At 62.1% G+C, this 25,820-nt stretch carries 22 protein-coding genes; 16 read left to right on the forward strand and 6 right to left on the reverse strand.

The features are described from left to right. Positions 1–138 precede the first annotated feature (138 nt). The gene (locus L6D80_RS00830) at positions 139–1,560 is read left to right on the forward strand and encodes an amino acid permease (RefSeq protein WP_176512474.1); all 1,422 of its coding nucleotides are present in this window, start codon (positions 139–141) and stop codon (positions 1,558–1,560) included. 90 nt (positions 1,561–1,650) lie between these two features. Here L6D80_RS00830 and L6D80_RS00835 read toward each other — a convergent pair whose 3' ends face one another. Next, positions 1,651–2,535: a LysR substrate-binding domain-containing protein gene (locus L6D80_RS00835; protein WP_176512475.1), complete on the reverse strand. Its 885-nt coding sequence runs from the start codon at positions 2,533–2,535 to the stop codon at positions 1,651–1,653. A gap of 150 nt (positions 2,536–2,685) precedes the next feature. Here L6D80_RS00835 and ydiJ point away from each other — a divergent pair, with 150 nt between their 5' ends. Further along, complete coding sequence (gene ydiJ, locus L6D80_RS00840; RefSeq protein ID WP_176512476.1) at positions 2,686–5,718, forward strand: D-2-hydroxyglutarate dehydrogenase YdiJ; 3,033 nt, start codon at positions 2,686–2,688, stop codon at positions 5,716–5,718. Positions 5,719–5,778: 60 nt separating this feature from the next. Here ydiJ and L6D80_RS00845 read toward each other — a convergent pair whose 3' ends face one another. From L6D80_RS00845 to phhA, 4 genes are all read right to left on the reverse strand, one after another. Next, positions 5,779–6,978 carry an MFS transporter gene (locus tag L6D80_RS00845; RefSeq protein WP_176512477.1) on the reverse strand — a complete coding sequence of 400 codons (1,200 nt, stop codon included), beginning with the start codon at positions 6,976–6,978 and terminating at the stop codon, positions 5,779–5,781. Positions 6,979–7,074: 96 nt separating this feature from the next. Beyond that, entirely contained in the window at positions 7,075–7,200 is a 126-nt protein-coding gene (locus tag L6D80_RS30070) for a hypothetical protein (protein WP_256215917.1), read from the reverse strand. A gap of 264 nt (positions 7,201–7,464) precedes the next feature. Further along, positions 7,465–7,821: a 4a-hydroxytetrahydrobiopterin dehydratase gene (locus L6D80_RS00850; RefSeq protein WP_008096719.1), complete on the reverse strand. Its 357-nt coding sequence runs from the start codon at positions 7,819–7,821 to the stop codon at positions 7,465–7,467. 39 nt (positions 7,822–7,860) lie between these two features. Then, positions 7,861–8,649, reverse strand: coding sequence for a phenylalanine 4-monooxygenase (phhA, locus tag L6D80_RS00855; RefSeq protein ID WP_054903341.1), 789 nt, complete (start codon positions 8,647–8,649; stop codon positions 7,861–7,863). Positions 8,650–8,903: 254 nt separating this feature from the next. On the opposite strand from phhA, the gene L6D80_RS00860 reads away from it, so the two are divergent. Continuing rightward, a complete protein-coding gene (locus L6D80_RS00860) occupies positions 8,904–10,463 on the forward strand; it encodes a sigma-54-dependent transcriptional regulator (protein WP_054903342.1) in 1,560 nt (519 codons plus the stop codon). Between the two features lie 62 nt (positions 10,464–10,525). Here L6D80_RS00860 and L6D80_RS00865 read toward each other — a convergent pair whose 3' ends face one another. Then, positions 10,526–10,780 carry a DUF2790 domain-containing protein gene (locus tag L6D80_RS00865; protein WP_054903343.1) on the reverse strand — a complete coding sequence of 85 codons (255 nt, stop codon included), beginning with the start codon at positions 10,778–10,780 and terminating at the stop codon, positions 10,526–10,528. Positions 10,781–11,199: 419 nt separating this feature from the next. Between L6D80_RS00865 and acs the strand changes: the two genes are divergently transcribed. The 13 genes from acs to astE all read left to right on the forward strand — a co-directional run bounded on the left by acs (position 11,200) and on the right by astE (position 25,689). Then, the gene (acs, locus tag L6D80_RS00870; protein ID WP_176512478.1) at positions 11,200–13,161 is read left to right on the forward strand and encodes an acetate--CoA ligase; all 1,962 of its coding nucleotides are present in this window, start codon (positions 11,200–11,202) and stop codon (positions 13,159–13,161) included. Between the two features lie 500 nt (positions 13,162–13,661). Further along, a complete protein-coding gene (locus tag L6D80_RS00875; RefSeq protein WP_054903345.1) occupies positions 13,662–14,447 on the forward strand; it encodes an ABC transporter substrate-binding protein in 786 nt (261 codons plus the stop codon). Between the two features lie 88 nt (positions 14,448–14,535). Continuing rightward, entirely contained in the window at positions 14,536–15,225 is a 690-nt protein-coding gene (locus tag L6D80_RS00880; RefSeq protein WP_176512479.1) for an ABC transporter permease, read from the forward strand. After that, a complete protein-coding gene (locus tag L6D80_RS00885; protein WP_054903347.1) occupies positions 15,222–15,920 on the forward strand; it encodes an ABC transporter permease in 699 nt (232 codons plus the stop codon). Before L6D80_RS00880 ends, L6D80_RS00885 begins: the two co-directional genes overlap by 4 nt. A gap of 22 nt (positions 15,921–15,942) precedes the next feature. Continuing rightward, complete coding sequence (locus L6D80_RS00890; protein WP_054903348.1) at positions 15,943–16,707, forward strand: ABC transporter ATP-binding protein; 765 nt, start codon at positions 15,943–15,945, stop codon at positions 16,705–16,707. Positions 16,708–16,807: 100 nt separating this feature from the next. Next, entirely contained in the window at positions 16,808–17,788 is a 981-nt protein-coding gene (gene argR / locus L6D80_RS00895; protein WP_054903349.1) for a transcriptional regulator ArgR, read from the forward strand. Positions 17,789–18,073: 285 nt separating this feature from the next. Beyond that, the gene (locus tag L6D80_RS00900; protein ID WP_176512480.1) at positions 18,074–19,294 is read left to right on the forward strand and encodes an aspartate aminotransferase family protein; all 1,221 of its coding nucleotides are present in this window, start codon (positions 18,074–18,076) and stop codon (positions 19,292–19,294) included. A gap of 132 nt (positions 19,295–19,426) precedes the next feature. Further along, a complete protein-coding gene (aruF, locus tag L6D80_RS00905; RefSeq protein WP_054903351.1) occupies positions 19,427–20,446 on the forward strand; it encodes an arginine/ornithine succinyltransferase subunit alpha in 1,020 nt (339 codons plus the stop codon). A gap of 55 nt (positions 20,447–20,501) precedes the next feature. Next, positions 20,502–21,530, forward strand: coding sequence for an arginine N-succinyltransferase (gene astA / locus L6D80_RS00910; protein WP_054903352.1), 1,029 nt, complete (start codon positions 20,502–20,504; stop codon positions 21,528–21,530). Then, the gene (astD, locus tag L6D80_RS00915; RefSeq protein ID WP_176512481.1) at positions 21,531–22,994 is read left to right on the forward strand and encodes a succinylglutamate-semialdehyde dehydrogenase; all 1,464 of its coding nucleotides are present in this window, start codon (positions 21,531–21,533) and stop codon (positions 22,992–22,994) included. Between the two features lie 23 nt (positions 22,995–23,017). After that, positions 23,018–24,367 carry an N-succinylarginine dihydrolase gene (astB, locus tag L6D80_RS00920; RefSeq protein WP_054903354.1) on the forward strand — a complete coding sequence of 450 codons (1,350 nt, stop codon included), beginning with the start codon at positions 23,018–23,020 and terminating at the stop codon, positions 24,365–24,367. Between the two features lie 13 nt (positions 24,368–24,380). After that, positions 24,381–24,671 (forward strand): hypothetical protein, encoded by a 291-nt coding sequence (locus tag L6D80_RS00925; RefSeq protein WP_054903355.1) that lies wholly within the window; start codon positions 24,381–24,383, stop codon positions 24,669–24,671. 10 nt (positions 24,672–24,681) lie between these two features. Next, positions 24,682–25,689 carry a succinylglutamate desuccinylase gene (gene astE, locus L6D80_RS00930; protein ID WP_054903356.1) on the forward strand — a complete coding sequence of 336 codons (1,008 nt, stop codon included), beginning with the start codon at positions 24,682–24,684 and terminating at the stop codon, positions 25,687–25,689. Positions 25,690–25,820 lie beyond the last annotated feature (131 nt).

Here is a 25,820-nt window from a genome sequence, read left to right on the forward strand (position 1 = left end):
TGCTCACACCAGGTTGATCCGCCCTGGCGGCAACCGTTTGCAAGAAACCCAAGGTAACCACCTTGCTCATTCCGCTGCGCCACGAGCGCGGTGGGTCCGATTCCGTCACAGATAAAAACAATGCAGGTGACTTCGTTCATGAGTGGACAAAACATGCATTCAGGCGAGCTCAAGCGGGGCCTGAAGAACCGCCATATCCAGTTGATCGCCCTTGGCGGCGCGATTGGTACCGGCCTGTTCCTCGGCTCGGCAGGCGTGATGAAATCCGCCGGCCCGTCGATGATCCTCGGCTACGCCATCTGCGGCTTCATCGCCTTCATGATCATGCGCCAGCTCGGCGAAATGATCGTAGAAGAGCCGGTGGCCGGTTCGTTCAGCCACTTTGCCCACAAGTATTGGGGCGGTTTCGCCGGCTTCATGTCGGGCTGGAACTGCTGGGTGCTGTACATCCTGGTGGGCATGTCGGAGCTCACTGCGGTCGGCAAGTACATCCACTACTGGTGGCCGGAGATCCCGACCTGGGTCACGGCTGCTGGCTTCTTCCTGCTGATCAACGTTATCAACCTGATGAACGTGAAGGTCTTTGGCGAGGCCGAGTTCTGGTTCGCCATCATCAAGGTCGCGGCGATCGTTGGCATGATCGGCCTGGGTGCCTACCTGTTGACCAGCGGCAGCGGTGGCCCTGAAGCCTCGGTGACCAACCTGTGGGCCCATGGCGGCTTCTTCCCGCACGGCGTCAGCGGCCTGGTCATGGCATTGGCCTTCATCATGTTCTCCTTCGGTGGCCTGGAAATGCTCGGTTTCACCGCAGCCGAAGCCGACAAGCCGAAAACCGTGATCCCGAAGGCGATCAACCAGGTCATCTACCGCATCCTGATCTTCTACATCGGTGCCCTGGTGGTCCTCCTGTCGCTGACCCCCTGGGACAACCTGGTCGCCAGCATCGACGCGTCCGGCGGCAGCTACGGCAGCAGCCCGTTCGTGCAGGTGTTCTCGCTGCTGGGCAGCGATGTGGCTGCCCACCTGTTGAACTTCGTGGTGTTGACCGCTGCGTTGTCGGTGTACAACAGCGGCACCTACTGCAATGCCCGCATGCTGCTGGGCATGGCCGAGCAAGGTGACGCGCCCGCTGCCCTGGCCAAGGTCGACAAGCGCGGTGTGCCGGTACGTTCGATCCTGGTATCGGCCGGCGTGACCCTGTTCGCGGTGCTGCTCAACTACTTCATGCCGCAGAATGCCCTGGAGTTGCTGATGTCGTTGGTGGTGGCGACCCTGGTGATCAACTGGGCGATGATCAGCTACTCGCACCTGAAATTCCGCCAGCACCTGAACCGTACTGGGCAGAAGCCGCTGTTCAAGGCGCTCTGGTACCCCTACGGCAACTACATCTGCCTGGCGTTCGTGGTGCTGATCCTGGGCATCATGTTGCAGATCCCGGGTATTCAGATTTCGGTGTACGCGATTCCGGTGTGGGTGCTGGTGATGTTCTTCCTCTACCTCATCAAGCCCAAGCGCCGGGTACTGGTCAATGGTGGGGCTGCCGGTACTGTGGCCAAGTAACAGCTGAACGCCACCGGCAAAACCCGATGTCAGGCGACTGGCATCGGGTTTTTTGTTGCCTGGTCAGGCCCTGACGCTGGCAGGGGGCATTCAGATCTGCTCGAGCAACCAGCTTCGAAACGCCCGCAGCGAAGGCAGTGCCTCATTCCGCGGTGGATAGATCAGGTAGTAACTGCGCTGGCTGGCGAACGCCGCCCCTGGGCTGAACAGTTCGCCCTTGGCCAGCTCCTCCTCCACCAGGATCCGCGGTACCAGGCCAATACCGATCCCCGCGCGTACCGCCTGGATAAGGTGCGATGTCAGTTCGAAGCTCGGCCCCAGGCGCATGGCCCGGTGCGGCAGGCCATGGTGCGAAAACCACTCACCCCAGGCATGGGGGTTGTTGGCGACATTGAGCAGCACCTGGTCGCTGATGCGTGTCGGGTCCCAGCCCTGCCCATCGCCACCGGCCTCTGGCGGCAGGATCACCACCAGCTCCTCGGCATGCAGGCGATGGCAGATCAGCCCTGGCAGGTCATGGCTAGCCACGCCGATGGCCGCGTCGATCTCACTGGTGTCGAAATTGATTGCCTCGATCCGTGAATGGATATGCACCAGCATGCCCGGGTGGGCGCTGTAGAAGGCATGAAGGCGGGGGAGCAGCCATTTGGAACCGAAGGTCGGCAATGTCGCCAGGCGCAGGGTACCCACGCCGGACTGATAGGCCAGGGCCTGCAAGGTGGCGCTGCGGATGCGCCCCAGTGCCTCGCTCAGCTCGCGCTGATACAGCCGGCCGACGGCGGTCAGCTGCACCTGGCGGCCTTCGCGGCGGAACAGGGTCAGGCCCAGTTGCTGCTCCAAGGCCTGCACCTGGCGGCTGACCGCGCTTTGCGTCAGCGACAGTTCGGCGGCGGCGCGGGTATAACTTTCATGCCGTGCCGCCGCCTCGAAAGCCAGCAGCAGCGACATGGACGGGGTCAGGTGACGGTAATTCATTCATAAAAGTCATTGATAGCGGCAGGATTATCCGTTTGCCCCTGAGGCAAAACTACAGGAACATTGGCCTACACGTCATCCCTGCATGCAGCGACCCATGCCGGAACGACAAGATTTCCGTGAATTAGCCCCTAAAGAGGCCATCCTTCGATGATCGCCCAGCTGCCGACCCTTGCTCCCGCCACAGCGCCGAGTGCCCACTACCCCGAATTCCTCGAAGCCCTGCGCAACAGCGGCTTCCGCGGCCAGATCAGTGCCGACTACGGTACGCGCACGGTGCTGGCCACCGATAACTCCATCTATCAGCGTTTGCCCCAGGCCGCAGTGTTCCCCCAAGACGCTGACGACGTGGCCCGCGTGGCGGCCCTGATGGCCGAGGAGCGCTTTCAGCAGGTCAAGCTGACTCCGCGAGGCGGTGGAACTGGCACCAACGGCCAGTCGCTCACCGACGGCATCGTTGTCGACCTGTCGCGGCACATGAACAACATCCTGGAAATCAACGTCGAAGAGCGTTGGGTGCGGGTGCAGGCCGGTGTGGTCAAAGACCAGCTCAATGCCGCGCTCAAGCCCCATGGCCTGTTTTTCGCGCCCGAGCTGTCCACCTCCAACCGCGCCACCGTCGGCGGCATGATCAACACCGACGCCAGTGGCCAGGGTAGCTGCACCTACGGTAAAACCCGCGACCACGTGCTCGAGCTGCACAGCGTGCTGCTGGGTGGCGAGCGCCTGCACAGTCTGCCGATCGACGATGCAGCGCTCGAGCAGGCGTGCGCCGCGCCGGGCCGGGTCGGCGAGGTGTATCGCACAGCGCGCCACATCCAGCAAACCCAGGCCGAACTGATCGAAACCACCTTCCCCAAGCTCAACCGCTGCCTGACCGGTTACGACCTGGCGCACCTGCGCGACGAGCAGGGCCGCTTCAACCTCAACAGCGTGCTGTGCGGTGCCGAAGGATCGTTGGGTTACGTGGTCGAAGCCAAGCTCAACGTGCTGCCGATCCCCAAGTACGCAGTGCTGGTCAACGTCCGCTACACCAGCTTCATGGATGCGCTGCGCGATGCCAACGCGTTGATGGCGCACAAGCCGCTGTCGATCGAGACGGTGGACTCCAAGGTATTGATGCTGGCGATGAAGGACATCGTCTGGCACAGCGTCGCTGAATACTTCCCGGCCGACGCCGAGCGCCCGACCCTGGGTATCAACCTGGTGGAGTTCTGCGGCGATGAGCCGGCCGAGGTCAATGCCCGGGTCGAAGCCTTCGTCGAGCACCTGCAGCGCGACACCAGCGTCGAGCGCCTGGGCCACACCTTGGCTGAAGGTGCCGAGGCGGTGACCCGTGTCTATACCATGCGCAAGCGTTCGGTGGGCTTGCTGGGCAACGTCGAGGGCGAAGTGCGCCCGCAGCCGTTCGTTGAAGATACCGCCGTGCCGCCAGAGCAGTTGGCCGACTACATCGCCGACTTCCGTGCGCTGCTCGATGGCCATGGCCTGGCCTATGGCATGTTCGGCCACGTCGACGCTGGCGTGCTGCATGTGCGCCCGGCACTGGACATGAAGGACCCGGCCCAGGCGGCGCTGGTCAAGCCGATCTCCGATGCCGTGGCGGCCTTGACCAAGCGCTACGGTGGCCTGCTGTGGGGCGAACATGGCAAGGGCTTGCGTTCGGAATACGTGCCGCAGTACTTCGGTGAGCTGTACCCGGCGCTGCAGCGCCTCAAAGGGGCCTTCGACCCGCGCAACCAGCTCAACCCCGGGAAGATCTGCACCCCCCCCGACAGCGCCGAAGGTTTGACCAAGGTCGATGGTGTGACCCTGCGAGGTGATCTGGACCGGACCATCGACGAGCGTGTGTGGCAGGACTTCGCCAGCGCCGTGCACTGCAACGGCAACGGTGCCTGTTACAACTATGACCCCAATGACGCCATGTGCCCGTCGTGGAAAGCCACCCGCGAGCGCCAGCATTCGCCCAAGGGGCGTGCCTCGCTGATGCGTGAGTGGCTGCGTCTGCAAGGCCAGGCGAACATCGACGTGCTGGACGCGGCGCGCAACAAGGTGTCCTGGCTCAAGGGCCTGCCAGCACGGCTGCGCAACAACCGCGCACGCCGCCAGGGCCAGGAAGATTTCTCCCATGAGGTGTACGATGCCATGGCCGGTTGCCTGGCGTGCAAGTCGTGCGCCGGCCAGTGCCCGATCAAGGTCAACGTACCGGACTTCCGTTCGCGCTTCCTCGAGCTGTACCACGGGCGCTACCAGCGCCCGCTGCGTGATTACCTGATCGGCTCGCTGGAGTTCACCATTCCCTACCTGGCCCACGCGCCGGGGTTGTACAACGCGGTGATGGGGTCGAAATGGGTGAGTAAGCTGCTGGCGGACAAGGTGGGCATGGTCGACAGCCCGCTGATCAGCCGTTTCAACTTCCAGTCCACGCTGACGCGCTGCCGGGTTGGTGTGGCCAGCGTGCCAGCGTTGCGCGAACTGACGCCGGCCCAACGCCAGCGTAGCATCGTGCTGGTGCAGGATGCCTTTACCCGCTACTTCGAGACACCACTGCTGGCAGCGTTCATCGAGCTGGCCCATCGGCTGGGGCACCGTGTGTTCCTGGCGCCCTACAGCGCCAACGGCAAGCCGCTGCACGTACAGGGCTTCCTCGGTGCCTTCGCTAAGGCGGCCGTCCGTAATGCTACCCAGCTCAAGGCCTTGGCCGACTGCGGTGTGCCGCTGGTGGGCCTGGACCCGGCGATGACCCTGGTTTATCGCCAGGAGTACCAGAAAGTGCCGGGCCTGGAAGGCAGCCCCAAGGTGCTGCTGCCACAGGAATGGCTGATGGATGTGCTGCCTGAGCAGCCGGCGACGGCGCCTGGTCGTTTCCGCCTGATGGCGCACTGCACGGAGAAGACCAATGTGCCGGCCAGCACCAAACAGTGGGAGCAAGTGTTCGCTCGCCTGGGCCTGACGCTGGTGACCGAGGCTACGGGCTGCTGTGGCATGTCAGGTACTTATGGGCATGAGGCGCGCAACCAGGAAACGTCGCGGACCATTTTCGAGCAGTCGTGGGCGACCAAGCTGGACAAGGAAGGCGAAGCGCTGGCGACCGGGTACTCGTGCCGTAGCCAGGTCAAGCGCATGACTGAACGGCAGATGCGCCATCCGCTGGAAGTGGTGTTGCAGCACGCGCAGCGGTAAATCTGCGGTGGCCTTTTCGCGGGGTTGTCCCGCGAAAAGGCTGTTACACGCGTCGCAGCATCAAGCCTGCGGCAGGGTTTGCCGAGCCTGCCGCGCCTGCCGGTAAAGGTACAGGCTCAATACCAGCCCGCCGCAGGCTGCCGCCGCCGCGAAGAGAAACATCGAAGCAAAGCCAAACCCCGACGCCACCGCGCCCACCAGCGGCCCGGTAATCCCCAGCGACAAGTCGACGAACAGTGAATAGGCGCCTACCGCCGCCCCGCGGTTGGCAGCAGACACCTGGTTCACCGCCTCTACGCCCAGCGCGGGGAACACCAGCGAGAAGCCAAAGCCACTGAGCGCTGCGCCGGCCAATGCCATCTCGGCGCTCGGCGCCAACCACAGCATCAGCAAGCCCAGTGTCTCCACTGACAGGCATGCGATCGCCACGCGAAACCCGCCAATGCGGTTGATCAAGTTGCCGAACAGCAGGCGTGCGCTGATGAAGCTGGCGCCGAACAGGCTCAGCGTAAGGGCCGCGTTTTCCCAGCCATGGCTGGCGTAGTACAGGGTGATGAAGGTGGCGATGGTGCCGAAGCCGATCGAGCCGAGTGCGAGCCCCGAACCGTGGGGGAACACTTTACCCAGCACCTGCAGAAACGGCAGGCGCACGCCGCTGACAATTGGCGCGGCGCGTTTTGGCCATGCCAGCAGCAGGCCAGCTGCGCACAGCAAAAGGATGCTTACCCCCATGCTCCAAAGGCCCAGGCTCTTGACCATGAGCACGCCTAGCGGGGCGCCGATGGCCAGTGCGCCGTAACTGGCGATGCCATTCCAGGAGATGACCTTGGCAGTATTTTGCGCCCCGACCCGGCCGATACCCCAGCCGATCGAGCCGGAGCCCACCAGGCTTTCGGCGCTGCCCAGCACCAGGCGGCCAACCAGCAGGCAGGCCAGGCTCAGCCAGGGCAGGTGGGTCAGGAAGGCACAGGCCAGCATGAAGACGCCGCTCACGCCGCAGCCGGCAAGGCCGTACATGACGGCCCTCTTGCTGCCCTGGTTGTCGATGATGCGGCTGGCGGTAGGGCGGCTGAGCAACGTGGCCAGGTACTGCACGCTGATCACCAGGCCGGCGATCACGGTGCTGAAACCCAGGTCGTTGTGCACATAGCTGGGCAACACGGCCAGGGGAATGCCGATGTTCAGGTAGCCGATGAACGTGAAAAGGACGATGGAGACCACTTGCAGGGTGACCGCAAGGGGGCGCGGTGAGTCGGGCATGGGGGCCTACAGGGAAGAAGTTCAGGACGGTGTGAAAACGTGATGAAGGCGGTAGTCCGCAGGTCAGCCGTTTTCACACAGTCGGGGGATGCGCGGTTATTCCTGGTCAGCGCTGGATTGATCGTCGCCATCCTCGACGGCAGGCGTCGGTTCGGAGTGAGCGGCAACGGTTTGCTCTTCGGGGTTCAGGCTTGGGAAGGGAAGATTCGGGATTTCGTGCATCTCGTCGTTCCTCGCAAGTGTGAGTGAAAAGGCTGCGCCAGGCGCGTTTGGAGCTTCGTAAAGCTGACGCAGGATACACAAGTCTGGATGACAGTTTGTAAATTTTCCCCGTCGCTTGTCGGTTTTGCGGGCGGCTACCGGACATTTTTCTGGCAAAAAAGGGCCGCTGGGCGCCCCATTGGCGAGCAAGCCTGCGTCCACAACACCGGTGTTGTTGGAGCGGGTTTACCCACGAGCGGGGCGCGCAGCGGCCCTGTTTACCGGTTACTTACGGCCTTCAGCCGTCTCGGCAACCTTGTCGGTACGCGCGCACATGATGAAGTCGTTGCGGTGCAGGCCTTTGATCGAGTGGCTCCACCAGGTTACGGTGACCTTGCCCCACTCGGTCAGAAGGCCCGGGTGGTGGCCTTCGGCTTCCGCGATTTCGCCCACGGCGTTGGTAAAGGCCAGGGCATGCTTGAAGTTCTTGAACAGAAACACGCGCTCCAGCTCCATGTGGCCGTCACGCACTTCGATGTTCCAGTCCGGGATCTCGCGGATCAGCTCGGCCAGCTCGTCATCGGTGACTTTCGGCGCATCGGCGCGGCAGGCTTCGCAATGGGCTTGGTTCAAGGCATTCATGGGGTGTTTTCCGATTCTGATTATGGTCGGCAAGGTCGCTCAGGCAGCGACCTTGGGTGGAAATTTGGGGGCGTGTAGGCCCAACTGCATGGCGTGCTGGACCATGCCCATGATGTCTTCGTGGGCCAGGTCAAACAGGCGCTTGAGGTTCGGCAGTACGAAATACAGCGGCTGCAGGATGTCGATGCGGTACGGCGTGCGCATGGCTTCGACGGGGTCGAAGGCCTGGTGCTCCGGCTCGCCAGACAAGCTGTAGACGGTCTCCTTTGGCGAGGAGAGGATGCCGCCGCCATAGATCTTGCGACCTTGCGGGGTCTCCATCAGGCCGAACTCGATGGTCATCCAGTACAGCCGAGCCAGGTAGACGCGCTGTTCCTTGGTTGCCGCCAGGCCCAGTTTGCCGTAGGTGTGGGTGAATTCGGCGAACCAGGGGTTGGTCAGCAGCGGGCAGTGGCCAAAGATCTCGTGGAAGATGTCCGGTTCCTGCAGGTAGTCCAGCTCTTGCGGAGTACGGATGAACGTGGCGACTGGGAAGCGCTTGCTGGCCAGCAGTTCGAAGAAGGTCTGGAAGGGGATCAGTGCTGGCACGCGGGCAACCTGCCAGCCGGTGGTGGCGTCCAGCACCTTGTTGATCTCGCCCAGTTGCGGAATGCGGTCATGGGGCAGCTTGAGCTGGTCGATGCCGTCCAGGTATTCCTGGCACGCGCGGCCTTCGATGACCTTCAACTGACGGGTGATCAGCGTGTTCCACACCGCATGCTCTTGCTGCGGGTAGTCGATAAAACCGTGCGCATCGGGCTCGCGTGCCACGTATTGCGTCTGTTTCATGTGGCTCTCCTGGTGAGGGCTTTCTTGTTATGTCCACGACATACCCTAGGAATATCCCGCCACTTGCCGATTTGCACGGCCTCAAACGCGCTGACACCAGCGTTTGATGTGCGAGATCGTAACGATAATTTTACAAAATACGTGGCATGCCGGAGAATTCAGGCGATCCAGCGGACGATTTGGCTATTTTTGTCAGCTTATCTTTACGACTTTTCTGCGCGGCGTTGAAAAACTTCGCTGCTTCGAGAGCTCTCATGCGTATCAAAGTGCACTGCCAGAACCGCATCGGCATTCTTCGGGACATCCTCAACCTGCTCGTGGAGTACGGCATCAACGTGCTGCGTGGCGAAGTAGGAGGCGATCATGGCAATGCTATCTACCTGCACTGCCCGAACCTCATCAACCTGCAGTTCCAGGCATTGCGGCCCAAGTTCGAGTCGATCGCCGGTGTGTTCGGCGTCAAGCGGGTCGGGCTGATGCCCAGCGAGCGTCGCCACATGGAGCTCAATGCGTTGCTGGGGGCGCTGGACTTTCCGGTGCTGTCGGTAGACATGGGGGGTAGCATCGTCGCGGCGAACCGTAGCGCTGCGCAGCTGTTGGGGGTAAGGGTCGATGAAGTGCCGGGTATTCCGCTGGCGCGCTACGTCGACGATTTCGACCTGCCTGAGCTGGTGCGGGCCAACCAGTCGCGGATCAACGGGTTGCGCATCAAGGTGAAAGGGGATGTGTTTCTGGCCGACATTGCGCCCCTGCAGTCCGAGCATGATGAAAGCGAAGCATTGGCCGGTGCAGTGCTGACCCTGCACCGCGCTGACCGCATCGGCGAGCGTATCTACAATGTGCGTAAACAAGAGCTGCGGGGCTTCGACAGTATCTTCCAGAGCTCGCGGGTGATGGCAGCGGTGGTACGTGAAGCGCGGCGCATGGCGCCATTGGATGCTCCGCTGCTGATCGAGGGCGAGACCGGCACCGGCAAAGAGCTGCTGGCCCGTGCCTGCCACCTGGCCAGCCCCCGCGGCCAGGCGCCGCTGATGGCGCTCAATTGCGCCGGCTTGCCGGAGTCCATGGCTGAAACCGAGCTGTTCGGTTATGGCCCGGGCGCCTTCGAGGGCGCGCGTGCCGAAGGTAAGCTGGGGCTGCTGGAACTGACCGCCGGTGGCACGTTGTTCCTTGATGGGGTAGGGGAGATGAGCCCGCGCCTGCAGGTGAAGCTGCTGCGCTTTTTGCAGGATGGCTGCTTCCGCCGTGTAGGCAGTGATGAAGAGGTGTACCTGGATGTGCGGGTCATCTGTGCGACCCAGGTGGACTTGTCGGAGATGTGTGCCCGTGGCGAGTTTCGTCAGGACCTGTATCACCGCCTCAATGTGCTGTCATTGCATATCCCGCCGCTGCGCGAGTGCATGGATGGCCTGGAGGGGCTGGTGCAACACTTCCTCGATCAGGCCAGCCGACAGATCGGCTGTGCAATGCCTCGCCTGGCGCCGGCAGCGATGGACAAACTTGCGCAATACCATTGGCCGGGCAATGTGCGGCAGCTGGAAAACGTTTTGTTCCAGGCAGTGTCGCTGTGCGAGGGCGGTGTGGTGAAAAGCGACCATATTCGTTTGCCAGATTATGGTGTGCGGCAGCCGTTGGGCGAGTTTTCGCTGGAGGGGGATCTTTCGCAGATTGTCGGACGCTTTGAAAAAGCAGTCTTGGAAAGTCTGGTGGGTGAATACCCCAGTAGCCGGGCATTAGGCAAACGCTTGGGTGTTTCACATACAACGATTGCCAACAAGTTGCGCGAATATGCCGTGAGTAAGTTGGGTGAATAGTTATGTAAAGTAGCGGCTGATTTGCGAAAGGGCCCCGGCGGGGCCCCATTCGTTGACGGGGATCAGCCGTTGGAGCAGCCGTTGCCCATCACGCGGTATTCGAGAATGTGCTTCTGGCCCTTGGAGTCCTCGTAGGTCATGCGGGCAGGCACTACTTCGCAGACATTGGGCACTTCGCTCATGGAAATGACGCGGGCGATGTCCAGGTGCTGCGAGTAACTGTACTGTTCAACCGGAATCTGCTCCACATCGTTTGCTTCGCCGGCCATCGCCGCGCTGCAAAGACCGCCAAGTACCAATACCAGTAAAGCTTTCATTTTCAATTTACCTGTCTAAGGTCGTGAGGGGGCACGCGGCGTTTGTGGCGCCGCGAGTACAGCCAAGTTTTCAACTATCGGATTAGAGAGGGATTAACGCTTGCCTTCGTGGGGGCTGTTACCAGTTGTTAATCGCCTTGCCGTTGCTGGCGAGGTGAATCTTATGCCTCGTTAGTTGAGGGAAACAGACAGTGTTTTGATAAAGTTTTTTTGCCTTTTGACAGAATCTGTAACAATCCCTCGGCAAAATCTTTCGTTATGCCCCTCAGCCGGGCCGCCGGCTGCGGCCTAGAGCCTTTCCCGCCGAACGCCGCGATCGCAGCCCGTCGTGCTACTACCATCGTCGAATGGCTTTTGCCGCTCTGGTACAGTTACAAACGGATTCATACAAAAACAACTATTACACCGAGGTAACACAGATGAGTGCGGCTCCACTGTATCCCGTTCGTCCCGAGGTTGCGGCCACTACCCTGACCGACGAGGCCACCTACAAGGCCATGTACCAGCAATCGGTGATCAACCCGGACGGCTTCTGGCGCGAGCAGGCCCAGCGTCTTGACTGGATCAAGCCGTTCACCAAGGTCAAGCAGACCTCGTTCGACGATCACCATGTCGACATCAAATGGTTTGCCGACGGCACTCTGAACGTTTCCTCCAACTGCCTGGATCGCCACCTCGAAGAGCGCGGCGACCAACTGGCGATCATCTGGGAAGGCGACGACCCTTCCGAGCACCGCAACATCACCTACCGCGAGCTCCACGAGCAGGTCTGCAAGTTCGCCAACGCCCTGCGTGGCCAGGACGTGCACCGTGGTGACGTGGTGACCATCTATATGCCGATGATCCCGGAGGCGGTGGTCGCCATGCTGGCCTGTGCCCGCATCGGTGCCATCCACTCGGTCGTGTTCGGTGGTTTCTCGCCGGAGGCCCTGGCCGGGCGCATCATCGACTGCAGGTCGAAAGTGGTGATCACGGCTGACGAAGGCGTGCGTGGTGGCCGGCGTACGCCGCTCAAGGCCAACGTCGATTTGGCGCTGACCAACCCTGAAACCAGCAGCGTGCAGAAGATCATCGTGTGCAAGCGCACCGGTGGCGACATCGCTTGGCACCAGCACCGCGACATCTGGTACGAAGACCTGATGAAGGTTGCCTCCAGCCACTGCGCGCCGAAGGAGATGGGGGCCGAGGAAGCGCTGTTCATCCTTTATACCTCTGGCTCTACCGGTAAGCCCAAGGGTGTGCTGCATACCACGGGGGGGTACCTTGTGTATGCCGCGCTCACCCACGAACGCGTCTTCGACTACCGCCCTGGTGAGGTCTATTGGTGTACCGCCGACGTAGGCTGGGTCACGGGCCACAGCTACATTGTCTACGGCCCGCTGGCCAACGGCGCGACCACGCTGTTGTTCGAAGGTGTACCGAACTACCCGGATATCACCCGCGTGTCGAAGATCGTCGACAAGCACAAGGTCAACATCCTCTACACCGCACCGACCGCCATTCGCGCCATGATGGCCGAGGGCGAGGCCGCCGTTGCTGATGCCGATGGTTCCAGCCTCCGCCTGTTGGGCTCGGTGGGCGAGCCGATCAACCCTGAGGCCTGGAACTGGTATTACAAGACCGTTGGCAAGGAGCGTTGCCCGATCGTCGACACCTGGTGGCAGACAGAGACCGGCGGCATTCTGATCAGCCCGCTGCCGGGTGCCACCGGCCTGAAGCCGGGCTCGGCCACTCGCCCGTTCTTTGGCGTGGTGCCGGCGCTGGTGGACAACCTGGGCAACCTGATCGAAGGGGCTGCCGAGGGTAACCTGGTGATCCTGGACTCCTGGCCAGGCCAGTCGCGTTCGCTGTACGGCGACCACGATCGTTTCGTCGATACCTATTTCAAGACTTTCCGTGGCATGTACTTCACCGGCGACGGTGCCCGTCGCGACGAGGATGGCTACTACTGGATCACCGGCCGGGTGGATGACGTGCTCAACGTTTCCGGCCACCGCATGGGTACCGCCGAGATCGAGAGCGCCATGGTGGCCCATGCCAAGGTGGCCGAGGCTGCTGTGGTGGGGGTGCCGCACGACATCAAGGGCCAGGGCATCTATGTCTATGTCACCCTCAATGCCGGTACGGAGCCAAGCGAGCAGTTGCGTCTGGAGCTTAAGAACTGGGTACGCAAGGAGATCGGTCCGATCGCCTCGCCGGATGTGATTCAGTGGGCACCCGGGCTGCCGAAGACGCGCTCGGGCAAGATCATGCGCCGCATCCTGCGCAAGATTGCCACGGGCGAATACGATGCGCTGGGGGATATCTCCACCCTGGCCGATCCGGGTGTGGTGCAGCACCTGATCGATACTCACAAGTCAATGAGCCTGGCGACTGCGTGATAACACGGGGCTGCGGCGCAGCCCCTTCACAGCAAAAACCCCGCGCGTGCAATCGGCGGGGTTTTTGCTTGACTGTTACCCGACATTCATCGGTAACCGCTCTGTCACCGACTTCGCACAAAAACGAGGCGCCCGGAAACAGTTCTGACCTAAATCGGTGCGCCGTGGCAGTCATTTTGTGCATTGCAGCACGCTGCACTTGCCGTCTTACAAGGGTTTGCCAATAATAGGCCCAGTAATTGCTAGTTCTATAGGTTCTATTCCTTGCGCTCTTGCATATCTTGCAATGGCTGTCAACCACGCCCGCTGCGGTTTCAAGCGCTTCTGTAAGTAGTTGTCGCTTTGAAGAAATATCGACTACCGGGCTGTCGTTAGAATGCCACTCACTCGCTCGTGGTCTGCGACCTTGGTCGAACCCTGCGCGGCTCGCGTTGTACCCATTCGCATATCGGGCAGTTGTGACCCTGCCTTGTATTGCCCTGTACCGATGGAGTTACCTGATGAAGAAGCTCGCACTGCTTGGCGCCCTGGCGCTTTCCGTGTTTTCCCTGGTGTCGCAGGCCGATGAAAAGCCGTTGAAGATCGGCATCGAAGCCGCCTACCCACCCTTCGCCTTCAAGCAGCCTGACGGCAGCATCGCCGGTTTCGACTACGACATCGGCAACGCCCTGTGTGAAGAAATGAAAGCCAAGTGCACCTGGGTCGAGCAGGAATTCGATGGCCTGATCCCAGCGCTGAAAGTGCGCAAGATCGACGCTATCCTGTCGTCCATGTCGATCACCGAAGACCGCAAGAAGTCGGTCGACTTTACCAAGCGCTACTACCTGACCCCAGCGCGCCTGGTCATGAAGGAAGGCACCGCGGTCAGCGACAGCCTGGATGAATTGAAAGGCAAGAAGATCGGCGTGCAGCGCGGCTCGATCCACGACCGCTTCGCCAAGGAAGTGCTGGGCGCCAAGGGCGCCACCGTGGTTCCTTACGGCACCCAGAACGAGATCTACCTCGACGTGGCAGCTGGCCGCCTCGACGGCACCGTGGCTGACGCCACCCTGCTGGAAGACGGCTTCCTCAAGACCGACGCCGGCAAGGGCTTCGCGTTCGTAGGCCCGGCCTTCACCGACGCCAAGTACTTCGGTGACGGCATCGGCATTGCCGTACGCAAGGGTGACAAGGCCAATGTCGACCGCATCAATGCGGCCATCGACGCCATTCGTGCCAACGGTAAGTACAAAGAAATCGAGAAGAAGTACTTCAACTTCGACATCTACGGTCCAGACTCGAACTAAGTCGTCGAGTTTCACCTGTGCAATGGTGCAAACAGCAGAGGCTCTGAGGTTTGCACCATTTTTCATTCTCTAGGTCGAGGACCTCATCATGTTGAAAGGCTACGGGGCAGTCATCCTCGACGGGGCGTGGCTGACGCTGCAGCTCGCCCTGTCGTCGATGGCCCTGGCCATCGTGCTCGGCCTGATTGGCGTCGCGCTGCGCTTGTCGCCGGTGCGCTGGCTGGCCTGGTTGGGCGATATGTATGCCACGGTGATCCGTGGTATTCCGGACCTGGTGCTGATCCTGCTGATCTTCTACGGCGGGCAGGACATCATCAACCGTGTGGCGCCGCTGGTCGGTTATGACGATTACATTGATCTGAACCCGCTGGTGGCGGGTATTGGTACCCTGGGCTTCATCTTTGGCGCCTACCTGTCGGAAACCTTCCGTGGCGCTTTCCTCGGTATTCCCAAGGGCCAGGCCGAAGCAGGCGCGGCCTATGGCATGAGCGGGCGGCAAGTATTCTTCCGCATCCTGGTGCCGCAGATGATCCGCCTGGCGATTCCGGGCTTCACCAACAACTGGCTGGTACTGACCAAGGCCACGGCACTGATCTCGGTGGTCGGTCTGCAGGACATGATGTTCAAGGCCAAGCAGGCGGCCGATGCCACCCGCGAACCCTTTACCTTCTTCCTGGCGGTGGCAGCGTTGTACCTGGTGATTACCAGTGTTTCGCTGCTGGCCCTCAAGTATCTGGAAAAGCGCTACTCGGTGGGTGTGAAGGTGGCTGAACTATGATCTTCGACTACAACGTCATCTGGGAGGCCATGCCGCTGTATCTCGGCGGGCTGTTGACCACCCTCAAGCTGTTGGCGCTGTCGCTGCTGTTCGGCCTGCTGGCGGCTGTGCCTCTGGGGTTGATGCGCGTATCCAAGCAGCCACTGGTGAACATGAGCGCATGGCTGTACACCTACGTCATCCGCGGTACGCCGATGCTGGTGCAGCTGTTCTTGATCTACTATGGCCTGGCTCAGTTTGAGGCGGTGCGCGAGAGCATTGTCTGGCCGTGGCTGTCCAGTGCAACGTTCTGTGCCTGCCTGGCCTTTGCCATCAACACCAGCGCCTATACCGCCGAAATCATTGCCGGCAGCCTCAAGGCCACGCCCCACGGCGAAATCGAGGCCGCCAAAGCCATGGGCATGTCGCGTATCAAGATGTACCGCCGCATTCTGCTGCCATCGGCCTTGCGCCGGGCGCTGCCGCAGTACAGCAACGAAGTGATCATGATGCTGCAGACCACCAGCCTGGCGTCGATCGTTACCTTGATCGACATCACCGGTGCCGCACGTACGGTCAATGCCCAGTACTACCTGCCTTTCGAGGCCTATATCACGGCGGGCGTATTCTATCTGTGCCTGACCTTCATCCTGGTGCGCCTGTTCAAGATGGCCGAACGCCGCTGGCTCGGCTACCTGGCGCCGCGCAAGCACTGAACGCTCTGTGAGAACCGACAGCATGTACAAACTCGAAGTCCAAGACCTGCACAAGCGCTACGGCAGCCATGAAGTGCTCAAGGGCGTGTCCCTGGCAGCCAAGGCCGGCGATGTGATCAGCATCATCGGCTCCAGCGGTTCGGGCAAGTCGACCTTCCTGCGCTGCATCAACCTGCTCGAGCAGCCGCATGCCGGCAAGATTCTGCTCAACAACGAAGAGCTGAAGATGGTTGCCGGCAAAGACGGCGCACTCAAGGCTGCCGACCCCCGCCAATTGCAGCGCATGCGCTCGCGGCTGTCGATGGTGTTCCAGCATTTCAACCTGTGGTCGCACATGACTGCGCTGGAAAACGTTATCGAAGCGCCGGTGCACGTGCTGGGCATGAGCAAGAAGCAAGCCCTGGAAAAGGCTGAACATTACCTGGCCAAGGTCGGTGTCGCCCACCGCAAGGACGCGTTCCCCGGGCACATGTCCGGCGGCGAGCAACAGCGAGTGGCCATTGCCCGGGCGCTGGCCATGGAGCCTGAAGTGATGCTGTTCGATGAGCCGACCTCGGCGCTCGACCCGGAGCTGGTGGGCGATGTGCTCAAGGTCATGCAGGCCCTGGCCCAGGAAGGCCGGACCATGGTGGTGGTCACCCACGAAATGGGCTTCGCCCGCGAGGTGTCCAACCAGTTGGTGTTCCTGCACAAAGGCCTGGTCGAAGAAACCGGTTGCCCACGCGACGTGCTGGCCAATCCGAAATCGGAGCGGCTCAAGCAGTTTCTCTCGGGCAGCCTGAAGTAAAAGGCTGCACCTTCGCACCAGAATAGGGCATGCTGCGCAGCGAGCGCAGCCTGACCCGGCGCCATAGACTCGAACGACCTCAGGTTTCGGACCGCACCCTATGACCACCCAGCGAATCGGTTTTCTCCTTTGGCCAAGCACCAAGCCTTTGACCCTGGCGCTGGCAGAGGAGGTGTTGCAGGTGGCCCAGCGAGTGCATCCGGATGTGGTGTACGAGTTGGCCTTTCTGCAGGCCGAGCCTGCAGAGGAGGGTGCATGGCGCTTGCCGGGCGAGCCGTGGAATGGCCGCCTCGAGGGGTGTCACAAGCTGTTCCTGCTGGCCGATGAGTTGCCGCAGGCCGTGGGCTCGACGCTGTCGGCAGCGCTCAAGCAGGTGGCTCGCAGCGGGTGCATGATTGGTGGATTGTCTGCGGGCGTGTATCCATTGGCCATGCTCGGCCTGCTCGATGGCTACCGCGCGGCGGTGCATTGGCGCTGGCAGGACGATTTTGCCGAGCGCTTCCCAAAAGTGATCGCCACCAGTCACCTGTTCGACTGGGACCGCGATCGCCTGACGGCCTGTGGCGGGATGGCGGTGACCGACCTGCTGCTGGCGGTGCTGGCCCGTGATCACGGTGCCGAACTGGCCGGTGCGGTGTCCGAGGAACTGGTGGTCGAACGTATTCGCGAGGGTGGCGAGCGCCAGCGCATTCCGCTGCAGAACCGCCTGGGCTCAAGCCATCCGAAGCTGACCCAGGCGGTGTTGCTGATGGAAGCCAACATCGAAGAACCGTTGACCACCGATGAAATCGCCCAGCATGTGTGCGTGTCGCGCCGGCAACTGGAGCGGATCTTCAAGCAGTACCTCAATCGCGTACCCAGCCAGTATTACCTGGAGCTGCGCCTGAACAAGGCGCGGCAGATGCTGATGCAGACCAGCAAGTCGATCATCCAGATCGGGTTGTCGTGCGGGTTCTCCTCAGGGCCGCATTTTTCCAGTGCTTACCGCAACTTCTTTGGTGCAACGCCGCGTGAAGACCGGAATCAGCGGCGTAGCAGCAGCCCGTTCGAATTGAGCTCGGCGCCAGCCGAAAAGGGCTGACGTTTCTGTCGGTTGTGGCTTCCCGTTCGTGGGGCCGCCCCGGCCCGCGAAAAGGCCAGTACAGGCAACACCTCTTCATATGTGAACACCCGTTCACCCAGTCCCGCTCTGCCGTTACACTGCGCGATTGCGACAGTGTTTGTCGCATTGCCGAAAGCCTTGGTAAAACTGGGTTTTGCGCTGTAACAAGTTGTCGCTTGGCCGCAAGGACAGGCGCGGATCAGTCCTTACAATCCCCCCATCGCTCGCCACTTCCAGGCCAGCGTTTCTCTTCAGGAGACTCAGATGTCCGTTGAGCAAGCCCCGGTGCAACGTGCCGATTTCGACCAGGTCATGGTCCCCAACTATTCTCCGGCGGCCTTCATCCCTGTACGAGGCGAGGGTTCCCGCGTGTGGGACCAGTCGGGCCGCGAGCTCATCGACTTTGCCGGCGGCATCGCGGTGAACGCCCTGGGCCATTGCCACCCGGCGCTGGTCAAGGCGTTGACCGAACAAGCCAACACCCTCTGGCACGTTTCCAATGTCTTCACCAACGAGCCGGCCCTGCGCCTGGCCCACAAGCTGGTCGATGCCACCTTTGCCGAGCGGGCATTCTTCTGTAACTCCGGCGCGGAGGCCAACGAGGCTGCTTTCAAGCTGGCCCGTCGTGTCGCCCATGACCGTTTCGGCCCTGAAAAGCACGAGATCATCGCCACCGTCAATAGCTTCCACGGTCGTACCCTGTTCACTGTAAGCGTGGGTGGCCAGCCAAAGTACTCTGACGGTTTCGGCCCGAAGATCACCGGCATCAGCCACGTGCCCTACAACGACCTGGAGGCGCTCAAGGCACAGATTTCCGACAAGACCTGCGCCGTGGTGATCGAGCCGATCCAGGGTGAAAGCGGCGTTGTCCCGGCCGACAAGGCCTACCTTGAAGGCGCCCGCCAGCTGTGTGACGAACACAACGCCCTGCTGATCTTCGACGAAGTGCAGACCGGCGTCGGCCGCACCGGCTCGCTGTACGCCTACCAGCACTACGGCGTGACCCCAGACATCCTCACCAGCGCCAAGAGCCTGGGGGGTGGGTTCCCGATCGGTGCCATGCTCACCACCAGCGAACTCGCCAAACACCTGGCTGTCGGCACCCACGGCACCACCTATGGCGGCAACCCGCTGGGCTGCGCGGTTGCCTGCGCCGTGCTGGACGTGATCAACACCCCTGAAACCCTGGCTGGCATCACCGCCAAGCACGAGCGTTTCAAGACCCGCCTGGAAAAGATCGGCCAGCAGACCGGCCTGTTCACCCAGGTGCGTGGCGTTGGCCTGCTGATTGGCTGCGTGCTCAGCGATGCCTGGAAAGGCAAAGCCAAGGACATCCTCAATGCGGCCGAGAAAGAAGGCGTGATGGTGTTGCAGGCTGGCCCGGACGTGGTGCGTTTCGCGCCGAGCCTGGTGGTCGAGGATGCGGATATCGATGAGGGCCTGGACCGCTTCGAGCGCGCCGTGGCCAAACTGACCCAGGGCTGATTGCGCCTGCGGTTGTTTCGTCGGCCCCACGCGGGCCGACGAAACCCGAATTCCAGTGCGGGTGCGTGCTAGCAGGCACCCGCCGTTTTTTCGTGCCGTCGTGTACGGCCGGTTTTCCAAAGGAGTGACACCATGCTGGTGATGCGCCCCGCGCAAATGGCTGATCTGAACGAAGTGCAGCGCATGGCTGCGGACAGCCCCGTTGGTGTCACCTCGCTGCCGGACGATGCCGCCCGCCTGGGCGACAAGATCGCCGCGTCGGAAACCTCGTTCGCCGCCGAAGTCAGCTTCAATGGCGAGGAGAGTTATTTCTTCGTGCTCGAGGACAGCGTGACCGGCAAGTTGGCCGGTTGCTCGGCCATTGTCGCCTCGGCCGGCTATTCCGAGCCGTTCTACAGCTTTCGCAACGAAACCTTCGTCCATGCGTCGCGCGAGCTGAAGATCCACAACAAGATCCACGTCTTGTCGTTGTGTCATGACCTTACCGGCAACAGCCTGCTGACCAGTTTCTATGTGTTGCCCGAGCTGGTGGACAGCGGTTGGGCCGAACTCAACTCCCGCGGCCGCTTGCTGTTCATGGCCTCGCACCCTGAGCGTTTCGCTGATTCGGTGGTCACTGAGATTGTCGGCTACAGCGACGAGCAGGGCGAATCGCCGTTCTGGGACGCCATCGGGCGCAACTTCTTCGACCTCAACTATGCCCACGCCGAGCGCCTGTGTGGCCTTAAGAGCCGCACCTTCCTCGCCGAGCTGATGCCGCATTATCCGATCTACGTGCCGCTGCTGCCCGATCAGGCCCAGGAAGCCATGGGCCAGGTGCACCCGCGTGCGCAGATCACGTTCGACATCCTCATGCGCGAAGGCTTCGAGACCGAGCACTACATCGACATCTTCGACGGCGGGCCGACGTTGCACGCCCGCGCCTCGGGCATCCGCTCGATCGCCCAGAGCCGCGTGGTGCCGGTCAAGGTGGCGCAGGTGCCGGCCAAGGGTGGGCGTCCCTACCTGGTGTGCAACGGCCAGTTGCAGGATTACCGCGCCGTGCTGCTGGAACTGGACTGGGTGCCGGGCAAGCCGGTCAGCCTTGATGCCGAGGCCGCTGAAGCGCTGGGTGTGGGCGAAGGCGCCAGTGTGCGCCTGGTCGCGGTCTGACGCCTGGGAACAGAGAGTTTTTGCGGTGGCGAACGTTGCCGCACAAGGAGATAGCATGATCGTTCGTCCTGTACGCAGCAGCGATTTACCCGCGCTGATCGAATTGGCACGCAGCACCGGAACCACCGGGCTGACCACCCTGCCAGCCAACGAGGAGCGCCTCGGGCATCGCGTCGGCTGGGCCGAGAAGAGCTTCCGTGGTGAAGCCGAGCGGGGCGACACCGACTACCTGTTCGTGCTGGAAAACGACGAAGGCCTGGTGGTCGGCATCAGCGCCATCGCTGGCGCCGTCGGCCTGCGTGAGCCGTGGTACAACTACCGGGTTGGGCTGACGGTCAGTGCCTCGCAGGAGCTGAACATCTACCGCGAGATCCCGACGCTGTTCCTGGCCAACGACCTGACCGGCAACTCCGAATTGTGCTCGTTGTTCCTGCGCAGCGATTACCGCTCCGGGCTCAATGGCCGCCTGCTGTCCCGTGCGCGCATGCTGTTCATCGCCGAATTCCCGCAGCTGTTCGGCAACAAGATCATTGCCGAAATGCGCGGCATGTCCGACGAGCATGGCCGCTCGCCCTTCTGGGAGAGCCTGGGCCGCCACTTCTTCAAGATGGAGTTCAGCCAGGCCGACTACCTCACCGGCGTGGGCAACAAGTCGTTCATCGCCGAGCTGATGCCCAAATTCCCGTTGTATACCTGCTTCCTGTCGGAGGCTGCGCGCAACGTCATCGGCCGTGTCCACACCGACACCGAGCCTGCGCTGGCCATGCTCAAGCAGGAGGGCTTCAGCTACCAAGGTTATGTCGACATCTTCGACGCAGGCCCGGCCATCGAATGCGAAACGTCGAAGATTCGTGCCGTGCGCGAAAGCCAGACTCTGGTACTGGCTGTCGGCACACCGGGCGATGACGCGACCCCCTACATCATCCACAACCGCAAGCGCGATGACTGCCGCATCACCGCCGCGCCGGCGCGCCTTGCCGCTGGTACCTTGGTGGTCGATCCGTTGACCGCCAAGCGCCTGCGCATGGGCGCGGGCGACAACGTGCGTGCGGTGCCGCTGTCGGCAAGCCGGGAGGCCCAGTAAATGACCACGCATTACATTGCCGGCAACTGGTACGCCGGCCAGGGCGACGCCCTGCAATCGCTGAACCCGGTGACCCAGGCGGTCGTCTGGGCAGGGCAGGGTGCTGACGCAGGCCAGGTGCAAGCAGCCGTGCACGCTGCCCGACAGGCCTTCCCGGCCTGGGCGCAATTGAGCCTGGAAGCACGTATCGATGTGTTGGAGAAGTTCGCCGAGCAACTGAAGACGCATGCCCAGGCCCTGGCCCACTGCATTGGCGAGGAAACCGGCAAGCCGCTGTGGGAGTCGGCTACAGAAGTCACCAGTATGGTCAACAAGGTGGCGATATCGGTGCAAAGCTACCGTGAGCGCACCGGCGAAAAAAGCGGCCCGCTGGGGGATGCTACTGCTGTGCTGCGCCATAAGCCCCATGGCGTGGTAGCGGTATTCGGCCCTTACAACTTTCCGGGCCACTTGCCCAACGGCCATATCGTCCCGGCGCTGCTGGCCGGCAACTGCGTGGTGTTCAAGCCCAGCGAGCTGACCCCCAAGGTGGCCGAGCTCACAGTCAATTGCTGGATTGCCGCAGGCCTGCCGGCGGGCGTGCTCAACCTCGTCCAGGGGGCGCGTGAAACGGGCGTCGCGTTGGCTGCCAACCCGGGTATCGACGGTTTGTTCTTTACCGGCTCCAGCCGCACCGGCAATCTGCTGCATCAGCAGTTCGCGGGGCGTCCGGACAAGATCCTCGCCTTGGAAATGGGCGGTAACAACCCGCTGGTGGTGGATGAGGTCAAAGACCTCGACGCGGCGGTGTACACCATCATTCAGTCGGCGTTCATTTCCGCAGGGCAGCGCTGTACCTGTGCCCGTCGCCTGCTGGTGCCACAAGGGGCCTGGGGCGACTCGCTGATCGCCCGCCTGGTGGCGGTGTGCAAGGGCATCAGTGTGGGGGCATTCGATCAGCAGCCGGCGCCGTTCATGGGCTCGGTAATCTCCCTGCAGGCCGCCCGCGGGCTGCTCGCCGCGCAAGCCGAACTGCTGGGCAAGGGCGCCATCAGCTTGCTGGCAATGACCCAGCCACAGGCCGATGCTGCGCTGCTGACCCCAGGTATCCTGGATGTCACCACCGTCGCCGAACGCCCGGACGAAGAGTTCTTCGGGCCTCTGCTGCAGGTGATCCGTTACGCCGATTTCGATGCCGCCATCGATGAAGCCAACAACACCCAGTACGGGCTGGCTGCCGGCTTGTTGTCCGATTCCCGCGCCCGCTACCAGTACTTCTGGCTGCGCAGCCGCGCCGGCATCGTCAACTGGAACAAGCAACTGACCGGTGCCGCCAGCAGCGCGCCGTTCGGTGGCGTGGGTGCCAGCGGCAACCATCGTGCCAGCGCCTACTACGCGGCCGACTACTGCGCTTACCCCGTGGCTTCGCTGGAAACCGCCAGCCTTGCCTTGCCGGCGTCCCTGACGCCGGGCGTCACCCTATAACAACAGGTCACGGAGCCTAGCCGATGAAATCCTATGAAGTGAATTTTGATGGCCTGGTGGGGCCAACCCATAATTACGGCGGCCTGTCTTACGGCAACGTGGCTTCGCAGAGCAACAGCCAGCAGGCATCCAACCCGCGTGAAGCGGCGCGCCAGGGCCTGGCGAAGATGAAAGCCCTGACCGACATGGGCTTCAAGCAGGGCGTTCTGGCGCCGCAAGAGCGCCCGGACGTGGCAGCCCTGCGCCGTCTTGGCTTCACCGGCAGCGATGCCGAAGTGATCCAGCGGGCGGCCAAGGAGGCCATGCCGCTGCTGGTCGCCAGTTGCTCTGCATCGAGCATGTGGGTGGCCAATGCCGCTACGGTCAGCCCCAGTGCCGACACCGCCGATGGGCGCGTGCATTTCACTGCTGCCAACCTTAACTGCAAGTACCACCGCAGCATTGAGCATCCGACCACCAGCCGTGTGCTGGGCGCGATGTTCAGTAACGAAAGCCACTTCGCCCACCACCCTGCACTGCCAGCCGTGGCACAGTTCGGTGACGAGGGGGCGGCCAACCACACGCGCTTCTGCCGCAGCTATGGCGAGGCGGGTGTCGAGTTCTTCGTCTATGGCCGCAGTGCGTTCGATGGCCGTTATCCGTCGCCGCAGAAGTACCCGGCGCGCCAGACCCTCGAAGCATCCCAGGCCGTGGCGCGGCTGCATGGCCTGAGTGAGGACGGGGTGGTCTACGCTCAACAGAACCCGGCAGTAATTGACCAGGGCGTGTTCCACAACGATGTTATTTCGGTAGGCAACGGCGAGGTGCTGTTCTACCACGAAGATGCCTTCCTCCAGACCGAGGCGGTGCTTGGCCAACTGCAGGCTAAACTGGCCAGCAAGGGCGGTAACTTCCAGGCTATCCGGGTGCCACGGGCCGCAGTGGCGGTAGAGGACGCGGTACGTTCCTACCTGTTCAACAGCCAGTTGCTCAGCCGCGATGACGGCTCCATGCTGCTGGTGGTGCCGGAAGAGTGCCGCAACAACGAACGGGTCTGGGCCTACCTGGGCGAGCTGACCCGCCAGGGTGGTGCGGTGAAGGAGGTCAAGGTGTTCGACCTCAAGCAGAGCATGCAGAACGGCGGTGGCCCGGCTTGCCTGCGTTTGCGCGTGGCATTGAAAGAATCGGAACTGGCGGCGGTCAATCCAGGCGTTATCATGACCGCCCCGCTGTACGACACCCTGCTGCAGTGGGTCGACAAGCACTACCGCGACCGCCTTGGCGAAGCGGACCTTGCCGACCCGCAATTGCTGCTCGAGTGCCGTACGGCGCTGGATGAGTTGACCCAGATACTGAAGTTGGGCTCGGTCTATCCGTTCCAACGCCAACCTTGAAGAGAGAATTGCAATGACCGACGCCCTGCGCCTGATCCTGGAAGACCAAGACGGCACCCAGCTGGAAACCTCCTGCACCCGTTTTTGCGTGGTCTGGCAAGGCAAGGAAGTGTGGATTCAGCAGGACGGTCGTGGCCAGCTGCTGATTGGTGTGGATGTCGAGGAAGACGACACCGAGTACGCCAACCTGCTGCTGCGCCCGATGGCCACCAACCTGGTCAGCCTGCAACTGGAAATGGAGCCGGCCGATGTGGGCGGCGATGACGACCACGTCCATGGCCCGGACTGCGGCCACCACCACTAAGGAAGCGCCTATGCTCGCCCTTGGCAAATTGCTTGAGCTGACCCTGACCGATCACGAACCGGCCGAGAAGACCCAAGTTACACCCAAGGGCGTGCGTTTGCGCTGGCTGGGGGAAGGCGCGCTTGAAGTACGCCCGCCCGAGCGTGAGGATTGCGGGCTGGACCTGTTGCTGTCGGCCGGCATCCATGGCAACGAAACGGCGCCGATCGAGTTGCTCGAGCGCCTGCTGCACGGTGTGGCCAACGGCAAGGTCCAGCCGCGCGCACGGGTGTTGTTCCTGTTCGGCAACCCTGCCGCAATCCGCAAGGGCGAACGTTTCATCGAGCAGGATATCAACCGCCTGTTCAACGGTCGTCATGAGCTCTCCAGTGGGTTCGAGGCATTGCGTGCCGCTGAGCTTGAACAGTTTGCCCGGGTGTTTTTCAGCAAGCCGGAGCGCACCCGCCTGCATTACGACCTGCACACCGCCATCCGCGGCTCCAAAATCGAACAGTTCGCGCTGTATCCCTATAAAGAGGGGCGTCAGCACTCCCGTCGTGAGTTGGCCCGCCTGGCGGCTGCGGGCATGGAGGCGGTGCTGTTGCAGAGCAAATCCTCGATTACCTTCAGTGCTTTCACCTACGAGCAACTCGATGCCGAGGCCTTCACCCTGGAGCTTGGCAAGGCGCGGCCATTTGGGCAAAACGAACAGGTCAACCTCGACAAGCTGGAAGAACGTCTGATCCAGATCATTGAAGGCACCGAGCCTGAGACCGGCGAGTCGTTGGATGGCCTGAAGCTGTTCAGCGTCGCCCGCGAGATCATCAAGCATAGCGAGGACTTTCGCCTGCACTTGCCGGCGGATATCGAAAACTTCTCCGAGCTGAGCAAGGGCTACCTGTTGGCCGAGGACCTGGCCGAGATGCGCTGGGTGGTCGAGGAGGAGGGCGCGCGGATCATCTTCCCCAACCCCAAGGTCAAGAACGGCCTGCGGGCGGGGATTCTGATCGTCCCGGACTCCGGGCAGCGGTTAGGTTGAGCCCTCCTGTCGTTCCTGGCCCTGTGCCGGCTAGGCGGCTGCGCCACCGTTAGCCGCAGGGCAGGGACGTTCGCCCCTGATTCATCCATTAATATCTTTTAATTCACCGCCTGTTCCATTTTCCCTTCCCT

It is taken from the genome of Pseudomonas ceruminis (assembly GCF_021602025.1).
GTDB classification, from domain to species: Bacteria; Pseudomonadota; Gammaproteobacteria; order Pseudomonadales; family Pseudomonadaceae; genus Aquipseudomonas; species Aquipseudomonas ceruminis.